General features: G+C 63.9%; 10 protein-coding genes. All 10 read left to right on the top strand.

Annotated elements, in window-relative coordinates; translation table 11 throughout:
• Window positions 1-229: 229 nt before the first annotated feature.
• Complete coding sequence (locus ACX80Z_RS05465; RefSeq protein ID WP_019481953.1) at window positions 230-871, top strand: ABC transporter permease; 642 nt, start codon at window positions 230-232, stop codon at window positions 869-871.
• On the top strand, window positions 864-2,168 hold the full coding sequence (locus ACX80Z_RS05460) for an ABC transporter ATP-binding protein (protein WP_459315161.1): 1,305 nt from the start codon (window positions 864-866) through the stop codon (window positions 2,166-2,168). The genes ACX80Z_RS05465 and ACX80Z_RS05460 overlap by 8 nt, the downstream gene beginning before the upstream one ends.
• Window positions 2,165-2,947: an ABC transporter permease gene (locus tag ACX80Z_RS05455; RefSeq protein ID WP_019481955.1), complete on the top strand. Its 783-nt coding sequence runs from the start codon at window positions 2,165-2,167 to the stop codon at window positions 2,945-2,947. The genes ACX80Z_RS05460 and ACX80Z_RS05455 overlap by 4 nt, the downstream gene beginning before the upstream one ends.
• On the top strand, window positions 2,947-3,993 hold the full coding sequence (locus ACX80Z_RS05450) for a glycine betaine ABC transporter substrate-binding protein (protein ID WP_459315160.1): 1,047 nt from the start codon (window positions 2,947-2,949) through the stop codon (window positions 3,991-3,993). The genes ACX80Z_RS05455 and ACX80Z_RS05450 overlap by 1 nt, the downstream gene beginning before the upstream one ends.
• Before the next feature lie 389 nt (window positions 3,994-4,382).
• Window positions 4,383-5,420, top strand: coding sequence for a LacI family DNA-binding transcriptional regulator (locus ACX80Z_RS05445; RefSeq protein WP_459315158.1), 1,038 nt, complete (start codon window positions 4,383-4,385; stop codon window positions 5,418-5,420).
• 40 nt (window positions 5,421-5,460) lie between these two features.
• On the top strand, window positions 5,461-6,753 hold the full coding sequence (locus ACX80Z_RS05440; RefSeq protein ID WP_459315157.1) for an extracellular solute-binding protein: 1,293 nt from the start codon (window positions 5,461-5,463) through the stop codon (window positions 6,751-6,753).
• 11 nt (window positions 6,754-6,764) lie between these two features.
• Window positions 6,765-7,715, top strand: a complete 951-nt coding sequence (locus ACX80Z_RS05435; RefSeq protein ID WP_459315156.1) for a carbohydrate ABC transporter permease — start codon at window positions 6,765-6,767, stop codon at window positions 7,713-7,715.
• Window positions 7,716-7,893: 178 nt separating this feature from the next.
• Entirely contained in the window at window positions 7,894-8,649 is a 756-nt protein-coding gene (locus tag ACX80Z_RS05430; RefSeq protein WP_459315300.1) for a carbohydrate ABC transporter permease, read from the top strand.
• A 6-nt stretch (window positions 8,650-8,655) separates the two neighbouring features.
• A complete protein-coding gene (locus tag ACX80Z_RS05425) occupies window positions 8,656-9,756 on the top strand; it encodes a glycoside hydrolase family 130 protein (protein WP_459315155.1) in 1,101 nt (366 codons plus the stop codon).
• Window positions 9,753-11,888, top strand: coding sequence for a hypothetical protein (locus ACX80Z_RS05420; RefSeq protein WP_459315154.1), 2,136 nt, complete (start codon window positions 9,753-9,755; stop codon window positions 11,886-11,888). Before ACX80Z_RS05425 ends, ACX80Z_RS05420 begins: the two co-directional genes overlap by 4 nt.
• The last annotated feature ends 116 nt before the right edge of the window (window positions 11,889-12,004 follow it).

The following is a 12,004-nucleotide window of genomic DNA, read 5'->3' as shown; positions in this document are numbered from 1 at the left end:
CTCACGTCAAGTGCACCTGTCCCTAAGACGGAGCTGCCAGAAAGAAACTCACGGTGCTGATAAAGTGAGCCAGGTCACATTAATATTGAAGGCCAATCGTGACCGCTGCGTGACGGTTCCTTAATGTTGCTGTGCGTAGGGTGTAAAAGAGGCCAATTCACCGTGCCTCGGACTTTTCCGGAATTTTGCCTGCAGGCTGACACGTAACCAATGTGAAGAGGGTATTGATTTGTTGGATTTCTTTGGAGACCGGCTGCCTCAAATCCTGTTCGCCAGCTGGCAGCACTTTTCCCTGGTTGTCCAGTGCCTGATTCTCGGGACCGTGATCGCGGTGGGCATCGCGGCGCTGGTTTACCGCAGCAGCACCTTCAGGTCGATTGCGAACAGCGTTTCAGCGGTAGGTCTCACCATCCCGTCATTCGCCTTCATCGGGCTGATGATCGCGCCCTTCGGTTTCGGGGTGACTCCCGCCGTCATTGTTGTGTCCTTCTTCGCCGCGCTCCCGATCCTCCGGAATGCCGTGGTGGGGTTGACCGGGATTGACAACTCGATCGTCGAATCGGCCCGGGGGATCGGCATGAGCCGGTTCCGCACCCTGCTGCAGGTGGAACTACCACTGGCCTGGCCGGTGATCCTGGCCGGCATCCGGGTGTCTGCCCAGATGGTGATGGGCATCGCCGCGATTACCGCCTACGCGCTCGGCCCCGGCCTCGGCGGCTTTATTTTCTCCGGGCTCTCCCGGTTGGGCGGCGCCAACGCGCTGGAATCAGTTGCCACCGGCGTCATCGCCGTCATCATTCTTGCCCTTGTGCTCGACGTCCTGCTCATCGGCCTCGGCCGACTAACCACCCCGCGAGGTATCCGTGTCTGAGACCCTTTCCACCGCAACCGACAACACCGGGAAGTCCGGACCTTCCGGTATTACCGGGGCCAGCATCCTGTTGGACAAGGTCACCAAGCATTATCCGGGCCAGGATGCCCCGGCCGTCGACGGTCTCACCCTGGAAATCCCGGCAGGCAAGATCGTCATGCTGGTGGGCCCGTCCGGCTGCGGCAAGACCACGACACTCAAGATGATCAACCGGCTCATCGAGCCCACCGAAGGACGGATCGTCCTCGACGACGACGACGTCACCGACATTAACGGGGACAACCTCCGGCGCCGGATCGGCTACGTCATTCAGGCCGGTGGACTGTTCCCGCACATGAGTGTCGCCACGAACATCGGTATTGTGCCGAAAATGCTCGGCTGGAGCAAAGAGAAGATCGCCGCGCGGGTCGATGAACTGCTGGAACTGGTCTCCCTGGATCCCGCCCAGTATCGGGACCGCTTCCCCAAGGAGCTTTCCGGCGGGCAGCAGCAGCGCGTCGGCGTAGCACGTGCACTGGCCGCAGACCCACCCGTGCTGCTGATGGATGAGCCGTTCGGCGCCGTGGACCCGATCACCCGGCAGCGGCTGCAGGATGAGCTCCTGAATATTCAGGCGGAGCTGCAGAAAACCATCGTCTGCGTCACCCACGACTTCGACGAAGCGGTGAAGCTCGGCGACTGGATTGCCATCTTCACCGACGGCGCGCAGCTGGTGCAGTACGACACTCCTGAACGGATTCTCGCGAACCCCGCCAACGAGTTCGTCGAAAACTTCATTGGGTCAGGTGCCGGGCTGAAGCAGCTCACGCTGACCCGCGTCAATGAGGTGGACCTTGCCGAGGCGGTTGTCGCCACTAGTGGCGACCTCGCCAGCGACGTACTCTCACGGCTCGACCAGGCACAGCACGACCATGCCGTCATCGTCGACGAGAAAAACCGCCCAATCCAGTGGCTCACCCGCCGCCAGCTGACCCGGATCGACCGGGTCAGCGACGACTGGGATGCCAAACTCCCCGTCGTCGGCGACCGGGCGACGCTCAACGATGCGCTGGACACCATGCTGGTCTCCAGCGCTGGCGCCGCGCTGGTGACCGGGAAACGCGACACCTTCCTCGGTGTGATCGACGTCGAAACGATCATGGACGCGATCGGTCGCGCCCACGCCCATGCCCGCTCAGCACATTCCTCTGGGCGCCCGGTAGGCGTCAACACCGGGACGCTGCAGGCAGTTGAGGGGCAGGATGGCGCCGTCGGCGACGGCGAGCCGTCCCGTCCGGCTACGGGATCCGGCCAGTGAGCGCTGCCGCACCAGCCCAGAATCCCCTGGCCGTCGCCGCCGAAGCGGATATCGCCGGGCCCTCCTGGCGTCCGCTGGTCTATCAGCTCGCCGGCATCCTGGCGGCGCTTGCCGCGCTGATCATCTGGGCGCTGACCGCTGACCTGTCGGAGACCGAACTCAACACCCTCAACCCAGACTCACTGCTCGGCTACACGCTTGAACACCTTGCCCTGACGGCTGTGTCAGCGGTTATCGTGCTGGTAATTGCCATCCCGCTCGGTATCCTGTTGACCCGCGGGCCGTTCCGGCGGCTCACCGGTCCGGTGCTCGCCGTCGTCAATATTGGGCAGGCGGCCCCGGCCATCGGGTTGATTGTGCTCCTTGCTTCGTGGCAGGGATTCGGCTTCGACGCCGCCATCATCGCGCTGGTCCTCTACGCTCTGCTGCCCGTTCTCCGGAACACGATGGTTGGCCTCAACCAGGTTGATGAGCGTCTCGTCGAGGCCGGCCGGGGCATGGGGATGAGCGCCGCAGCGGTCCTGTTCAAAGTGGAGCTGCCGCTGGCTGTCCCCGTCATGCTCGCAGGTATCCGCACCGCACTGGTGCTCCTCGTGGGCACCGCCGCACTCGCGGCATTCATCAACGGCGGTGGGCTGGGGATTCTCATCATCACCGGAGTGAACCTCAACCTGGTCAGCGTCCTCGTTGTGGGCTCGGTCCTGGTGGCACTCCTGGCCCTTCTGGTCGACTGGATTGGGCGCGTTGTCGAACATGTCGCCCGCCCGAAAGGACTCTGATGCTTCCCAGCACCACACCACCCAACTGCGCCCTGCCCCGGCGGGTGCTGCGGCGTGCCGCCGGTGCCGCGGCAGTCCTGTCCGCGGGGCTGCTGGCCACCGGTTGCGGTCTGCAACCAGCCACCTCCTACGTCCCTGCTGCGGGTCCTGGCAGCATTACGGAAATTGTCGACGGCGAACCCCTGACCGTCACCTCCAAGAACTTCACCGAACAGCTGATCCTCGGCAAGATTGCCGTCCTCGCCGGCCAGGCGGCAGGATTCGATGTCACCGACCTCACCAACGTTCCCGGCAGCCAGCCCGTGCGTGAGTTGGTGCTCGCCGGTCAGGCCGACATGGTCTGGGAGTACACGGGAACCGCGTGGCTCACCTACCTTGGCATGAGCGAAGGGTTCCCCAACCAGGAGGAGCAGTTCGCCGCAGTCTACGAGGCTGATCTAAAGAACGGGTTGACCTGGGGGGACACCGCGCCCCTGAACAACACCTACGCGATCGCGGTACGCAGCGAGGCCGTCGAGGAGCTCGGCGGCATCAGCACCATCTCCGAAATCGCCGAACTGCCGGTGGAGGAAAGGACCTTCTGCGTCGAGGCGGAGTTCAACTCGCGCCCGGATGGCATGAACCCCATGCTCGCCCACTACGGGATGGAGCGGGGTCAAGCGGACGGCGTCCCCGATGACAACATCAGCATTTTCGATACGGGCGCCGTCTACACCGCTACCGATAACGGCGATTGCAACTTCGGTGAAGTATTTGCCACAGATGGGCGGATCGACGCGCTCGATCTCACGGTCCTCGAAGACGATCTCGGCTTCTTCCCCGCCTACAACGCGGCACCGGTTTTCTACACGGAAACCCTTGAGGCGCACCCTGGACTGGAGGACGTCTTCGGTGCAATTGCCCCGACCCTGACCGACGAGGCGCTACGGGCCATGAACCTGCGGGTCGACGTCGAGGGCGAAGAACCCGCGGACGTCGCTTTCGACTTCATGGTGGAGCAGGGCTTCATCTCCGAGCCGGAGGGGCCGCTCGGCTCCGACAGCTAGGGCCCGCTAGGGCTGGCTCGCCGAGACTGACCAGGGTATCCAGTTCTTCTGAACGTTCCACGCCCTCCGCAAGAATCCTGGCGTCCACCCAGCAGGCGAAGATCCCCAGCATCTCGATCAGGGCCCGTTTCGCCTCGTTCGGTCAACGTCCTGGATCAGTTCCCGGACGATTTTGATCATTGCTGGACGTGATGGCTTCAAGTGTTATTCGCCCCGGCGGTCGGCAAGATTGCTGTTCCGACCGCTTGAATTCCTCAAAACTCGAAAACTTCCTTGACTATCGGTCACTGAACCGGTTTAGTTAAGTTTACTTAACCGGTTAAGTGATGGGGATCACCCCTCTAATAACTGGTTGTTAGCCCCACCACGAGACAAGGATGGCGACAGGGATGCCGGTAACGATCAGCGACGTAGCCCGGGCTGCTGGCGTGAGCAAAGGCGCCGTGTCCTATGCATTGAATGGGCAGGCGGGGGTCAGCGAGGATACTCGACGCCGCATTCTCAGCACCGCCGCCGCACTGGGCTGGACACCGAGCCTGCGGGCCCGATCGCTGTCCTCGTCGAAGGCCTACGCCCTCGGCCTGGTGGTGGCCCGTAATCCGCGGCTGCTCGGGACCGACCCGTTTTTCCCATCCTTCATCGCGGGGATTGAGACCACCCTCGCGGACAGCGGCTATTCGCTGGTCCTCACCGTGGCCACCCAGACGGGGTCCGAGGAGGCCAGCTATCGGCGGCTGGCACATGAGGGTCGGGTGGACGGTGTGATCCTCAGCGACATGCGCACGGATGACTCCCGCATCGCGTTGCTGCTGGAACTGGGACTCGCGGCAGTCACCCTGAACAGACCGGACACGCCCTCACCCTTCCCGGCCGTCTGCATGGACGACACCGAGGGGATCAGTCACGCCGTTCAGCACCTCGTCGATCTGGGTCACACCAGGATTGCCCATGTCGGTGGAACACAGCATTACATTCATGGACTGAGCCGCCGCAACGCCTGGGCCAACACCCTCAAGCTCAACGGGTTGGAAGCCGACCTGTTCATTGAAGCGGACTTTGGTGCGACCGAGGGGGTCGCGGCGACAGCTGACCTGCTTGCCCGCGACAACGCACCAACTGCGATCGTCTACGCCAACGACATCATGGCCACCGCCGGGCAGGCCTACGCCCAGCAGCAGGGGTTGCGGATCCCCGATGACCTGTCGGTCACCGGTTATGACAACACCGAGTACGCCCAGTACCTCAACCCCGCACTGACCAGCATCGGCAGCGACCCGCTCCTGTGGGGCAGCTCCGCGGCACAGGTTCTGCTCAACCAGCTCGAGGGCACTCACGACGGCGCCGACGTCGTCCTGCCCGCCCCCAAACTTATTACCCGCGGATCCACCGCGGCGCCCCACAACCGGAGTTCCTCCGGCAGTAAGTAACGCATCCAACGCAAGTGAAAGTGATCTAGGAGAAAACGCAATGACGCGATACACCAAGAGAGCACTGGCCATCACGGCCACAGCCATGATGGGTCTCGGCCTCGCAGCCTGCGGCGGCAGCGGGGGCGACGCCGCCGGGGACGGAGAGCTGACCAGCGGCCCGATCACCATCTGGTATTCGAACAACCAGCAGGAAGTTGCCTGGGGAGAATCGATGGTCGAGGCCTGGAACGCAGACAACCCCGATCAGGAGGTCACCGCGCAGGAGATCCCTGCCGGTACCAGCTCAGAGGAGGTGATCGCCGCGGCGATCACCGCCGGCAACGCCCCCTGCATCGTGATGAACACGGCTCCGGTGGCCGTCCCGCAGTTCGAGGAGATGGGCGGGCTGGTCCCGCTGGATACCTTCGAGGACGGAGTCGAGTACGTCGAATCCCGCAGCGGTGAGGTCGCGGAGCAGTACAAGTCAGCGGATGGGCAGTACTACCAGCTGCCGTGGAAATCCAACCCCGTGGTGCTGTACTACAACAAGGACATGTTCGAAGAGGCGGGGCTTGACCCCGAGAACCCGGCGCTGGGCACCCAGGACGAGCTTCTGGAAACCTCCCGCACCCTCGTTGAATCGGGTGCCGCCGACTACGCGATGTGGCCCTCGCCCGCAGGTGAGTTCTACCAATCCTGGTTCGACTTCTACCCCTTCTTCGCCGCTGCCACCGGTGGGTCTCAGCTGGTGGTCGACGGCGAAGCAGCCTTCAACACCGACGAGGGCAAAGCCGTCGCCGGGATGTGGCAAAGCATGTACGAGGAGGGTCTCTCCTCTCAGGAGGCGTACACCGGTGACTCGTTCGTGGACGGGAAAGCAGCAATCGCGATCTCCGGCCCCTGGGCCATCCCGGTCTATGGCGACGACGTGAACTGGGGGACCGCGCCGGTCCCCGGCCTCGCCGAGGGGGATGAGAGCCACACGTTCTCCGACGCCAAGAACATGGCGATTTATTCGGCCTGTGACAACAAGCAGACCGCGTGGGACCTGATGAAGTTCGCCACTAGTGAAGAACAGGACGGGGCGCTGCTTGAGGCGACCGGCCAGATGCCCATCCGCGCCGATCTGACTGAAGCCTACTCCGAGTATTTCGACGCCAACCCCGCCTACACCGAGTTCGCCGACCAGGCGTCACGGGCAGTCGAGGTCCCGAACGTGCCCAACTCCGTCGAAATCTGGCAGACCTTCCGTGACGCCTATGGTGCCTCGGTGATCTTCGGCAACGAGACAGTCGACGACGCCTTCACCGCGGCCGCTGAAGAGATCTCCAGCCTCGCTTCCGAAGAGTAGACGGACCGACGGTGACTACTTCATCCACCGTCGGTACGTCGCGGGATCCGGGCACCAGCCCGGATCCTGCCCCCCGCCGGCGCAACAGACCGCTGGGACGCCAACCCCTCGGAATCGCGTTCAGTGCACCGTATGTACTTTTCATTTTCGCGGTGCTCGCGTTTCCCCTGGGGTACGCCGTCTACATTTCATTCCACGACTTCTTCTTCACCGCACCCGGCGTGGCTGTCGACCGACCATTCGTTGGGTTCGACAACTACGCAGCGGTGCTCACTGATCCGGACGTCGGGCGCTCTTTCGTCAACGTTGGCGTGTTCCTGATCATCAACGTCCCCCTGACGGTGGTGCTCTCGCTGGTCCTCGCCAACGCGCTGAACCGGGTCACCCGGCTTCGCACCTTCTTCAGGGTCAGCTATTACGTTCCATACGTGACAGCGAGCGTCGCCGTCGTCGGGGTATGGCTGTTCCTCTTCGCACAGGACGGGCTGGTCAACTCGATTTTCGGCCCGTTGGCACCGGACCCGTCCTGGCTCGTCAACTCCGGCCTGGCCATGCCGACCGTGGCGTTGTATGTGACCTGGAAGCAGCTGGGATTCTCGATCCTGCTCTACCTTGCCGCGCTCCAGAACGTCCCCGAGGAACTGTACGAGTCGGCGTCGGTTGATGGTGCCGGGAAGGTGCGGCAGTTCTTCAGCATCACCATTCCCAGTGTCAGGCCAGCCACGTTCCTGGTCACACTGCTCGCCACCATTACGGGTGCGAACCTGTTCACCGAGCCCTACCTCCTCACTGGTGGCGGCGGGCCGGACGGCGCATCGACGTCGCCCGTGTTCCTGATGTACCAGCAGGGAATCCTCCAGGGCAACCCGGATACTGCCGCGGCGCTGGGCGTCATCCTGGTGATCGGTGTGCTGCTGCTGGCACTGGTGCAACGCCGCTTTATCAGCGGAAAGGACGATTGAGATGGCCAAGGACTTCCAATCAACCCAGTCGGCGGCGGTTCCACCGCTCGTCGACCCTGCCGCTGACCCAGTAGAGCAGGACCGAAAATCCTCGACCGCGAAGCAGCGGGCACTGCGCCCGTTCAGTTTCCTGCTGCTGGCGGTGGGCGCCTTCGTGTTCCTGTTCCCGTTCTACTACATGTTCATTGGGTCACTCCAGACCCAACCCGACACCTCAGTGGCCGGCGCCTTCCCCAACTTCGGGAACATCACCGGACAGAATTATGTGTTGATCAACGAGTCGATCAGCCTGGTGCGGGGCCTGATCAATTCGGGGATCTTCACCGGTGGGGTGATCCTCTGCACCGTCCTGTTCGGCATCCCGGTCGGGTATGCCCTGGCGCAGATGCAGTTCCGCGGACGCGGGATGGTGTTTGGCCTGTTGCTGCTGGTCCAGATTGTCCCGTTTCAGCTGCTGCTCATTCCCCTGTACGTGCTGATTGTGCGTGACTATGGTCTGGCGGACAGCTATCTGGGCATGATCCTGCCGTTCGCCATCAACTCCACCGCCGTGTTCGTCTTCAGGCAGTACTTCCTCCAGTTGCCCGCTTCGCTGTTTGAGGCGGCGCGGATCGACGGGGCCAGCGAGCTGCGCATCCTCACCCAGATTGCCGTCCCCCTGGTGCGGCCAGCCATCGTGACGGCTGTACTGCTCACGTTCATCGGGCCGTGGAACGAATTCCTGTGGCCGTTCCTGGTCACCAAGGACACCGATTTTCAGCCGCTGGCCGTGTCCCTCGCCAATTACATCTCCAACGTTGCGGCAACCGCCGCCAACCCGTTCGGTGCCATCCTGGCCGGCGCGTGCGTGCTCGCGGCGCCCGCCGTCGCACTCTTCATTTTCTTCCAACGCCAGTTCATTTCCACCAATATCGGATCAAGCGCAAAGGGTTAACCACCAATGACTTCGCAAACCACCACCACGCAAACCACCGTGCTGCCCACCGTGCCGTTCACGCTGACCCGGGCGGGCGTCATCATGAGCCCAGAGGAAGGCAACGACCTGGAGGCCGAGGGAGTGCTCAACCCTGCCAGCGGCCGCGGCCCGGACGGCGAGCTGTACCTGCTGCCCCGGCTGGTCTCGAAGGGCAACGTGTCCCGGGTCGGGCTAGCCAAGATTGTGATCGAGAACGGGGTGCCCACCGGCGTCGACCGGATGGGCGTGGTCCTAAGTCCGGACGAAGGCTGGGAACGCGGCACCAACAATTCAGGCACCGAGGACCCCCGCACCACCTGGGTGCCCTCGCTCGGCCTGCACCTGATGACCTACGTTGCCTACGGACCCATGGGTCCCCGGATGGCCTTCGCACATTCCACCGATCTGCGGTCCTGGCAGCGGCTCGGCCCCTGCTTCTTCGAATACAAGGCCGAGCTGTCCATGGACCTCAACCTGTTCCCGAATAAGGACGGCGTGTTTTTCCCTGAGCCGGTCAACGACCCCGACGGCGTCCCCTCCTATGCGCTCCTGCACCGCCCCATGTGGGACCTTGGCTGGATCCGCGAGGGCGAGGGCGAGCACCTGCCCGCCGGGATCACGGACAACCGGCCCGGAATCTGGATCTCCTACGTGTCAGTCGAGGACGTCGAGAGAGACATCCGCAACCTGGTTCACATGGGCAAGCACACCCTCGTCGCGATGAGCGAGTTCGAGTTCGAAGAACTGAAAATCGGTGGTGGCCCGCCGCCCTTGCGGATCGACGAAGGCTGGCTCATCATCCACCACGGCGTGGCCGGGGCACTGGAAAAATCGGCGTTCGACCACCAGCAGAAGGTCAACTACTCGGCGGCGGCGATGATTCTTTCGGCGGATGACCCGTCGATCGTGATTGCCCGCAGCCGCGAACCCCTGCTGGCCCCCGAAACCGCTGAGGAGAAGTCGGGCATCGTGCCGAATGTGGTCTTCCCGACAGCCATCGAGGAGATCGACGGGCAGCTGTTCGTCTTCTACGGCATGGCTGACTCCAAAATCGGTGTGGCCCGCCTCGATCGGGTCGCATCATGACCGGCAGGGGAGTGCGCATCCCATGCCTGGCAGCGGGCGTCACCCTTGCAGTGCTCGGCGTCGGAATAGCGCCGGTCTCTGCAGTGCCGGGTGGCGCAGGGGTCGCTGGGCCGTCGTTGACTCTTCCGGCTCCGTCAGCGGCCGCCGGATCCGCACCGCTCACCAACACCTCCCACCTGGACTGGCTGCTGGCGGAGGTGCCGGTGCCTGACATTGAGGGGCATAGCACCTACCGCGCCGATGAGCAGTCCACGGCGCTGGCGCCGTGGACGTACGCGGACCGGAACGATGACGGCACTTACCGAAAGATCGGCGGCGGTAACCTCGACGCCGAAGGTGACTGGAGCCAGGGTGCCTACAACGCCGACGACATTTCACGCACCGCCGTCGTCTACCTCCGGCACTGGCAGCAGACCGGAAGCGAGGCCAGCCGAGAATTGGCCTTCCAGACTCTACGATCGCTGGCCTACCTGCAGACCACTGACGGCCCCAATGCCGGCAACGTGGTGCTGTGGCAGCAGACCGACGGTGACCTGAACCCTAGCGCCGAGCCCATCGAACTCCCGGATCCCAGCGATTCGGCTGAGTCCTACTGGGTGGCCCGCACGGTGTGGGCCCTCGGCGAAGGGTACGCGGCGTTCAGCGAAGCAGACCCCGAGTTCGCCGCGTTTCTGCAGGAGCGGCTGCACCTTTCGCTGGACGCGCTGAACCGCCAGTCGCTGGGCCAATACGGTCAGTATGAAATGGCCGACGGTGTCCGCGTCCCCGCCTGGCTGATCGCCCAGGGCGCCGACTCATCGGCTGAGGCAGTGCTTGGCCTGTCGGCGTATGTGGGCGCCGAGCCGTCCGACGCGGTGGCGAGGACCGCCCTGTCCCAGCTCACCGAGGGTATTGCTGAGATGTCATCGGGGGACACCCAGACCTGGCCGTTCGGGGCCATCCTCCCATGGACCAAGTCCCAGACGTTCTGGCATGCGTGGGGCGGCATGGCTCCGGCCGCCGTCGCTGACGCGTCGGTGGTACTGGGTCGCCCCGACCTTGCCGACGCTGCAGTGCAGGACACTGCCGGGTTCACCGCGCAATTGATCACCGCGGGCGGACCGGACAACGCGTGGACTCCCACGCCGTCGGAGCGGGTGCAGATCGCCTACGGCGTCGATTCGCGGCTGCAAAGCCTGGTGTCGACCGCGGAAGCGACCGGCGCCACCGGCCTGTACGAGCTGGCGGCGGTGATGGGCGGATGGTACTTCGGTGCCAACCGCAGCGGTGAGCCCACCTACAACCCGGCGACCGGAGTGACGTTCGACGGCGTGCAGGCGGACGGGACCGTGAATTACAACTCGGGGGCAGAATCGACCATCCACGGTCTACTCTCCATGCTGGTGCTCGATGCCAACCCCGAGCTTAAGGAAGCGGCCCTGGGGATCGACCAGACGGTAGCCACCGACGGGCTCACAGTGGTCGAAGCTGAAACCGGGACCATCAAGGGCGACGGCACCATGGTCACCGCCGAATCCGCGTGGACCGGTGAAGCCAACATCTCGGGTGGCGCGTATGCGCAGCTCAACACCGGAGCACGCCTGCGCATCCCGGTTACCGTGCACGAGCAGGATCGCAACGTGTACCCGGTCGTGAACAGGACTATCGGGGACGCAGGGACCACCGGCTGGTCGGGGAAACGGAAGCTCGGCACTACCCCCAACGGCGGGGCGGGGGAGCAGGGCATCACCGACGCGCCGGGGCTTCTGCAGCCGTTCAGCCTCGACCGGGAACTGAAGGGTGGGGAACGCAGCGTCAACGCCGTCGTCGACGGCGCAGCATCGATCGATGCGCTGCTGCTCCAGCCACTGATCTCGTCAGTGACCGTCGATGGACCGGCGGGGGAGTCAACCATCTTTGTCAGCGCCGCCGACAAGAAGTCGCTGCACCCGGTGGTCGTACCCCGCGAATACCGATTGGAACAGCACGCCTACGACGCAGCCGGCCAACCGGTCGCTGTGCCGGGGAGCACGGGCCATGACCGTGGCGCGACCTCTGACGGCAAGGGGCAGGGTAAGGGGAAGGGGCGCAGCGGCGACAAGGTCTATGTGGCGCCGGGGGGCTTCACCGAAACCTCACTGATCCGCAAGTAGGCGAGGTTTGGTCCGCAGCCAGGGAAACCCAGCTGCGGAACCAACCCGCAGCCTTCTCCTACCTTCCGGGGTCCGTTCACCCACTCTTGGTTTGAGTTTTGCTTTGATGGAGGTCA

It is taken from the genome of Arthrobacter sp. TMT4-20 (assembly GCF_054510775.1).
This window is presented reverse-complemented; position numbering and strand designations above follow the sequence as displayed.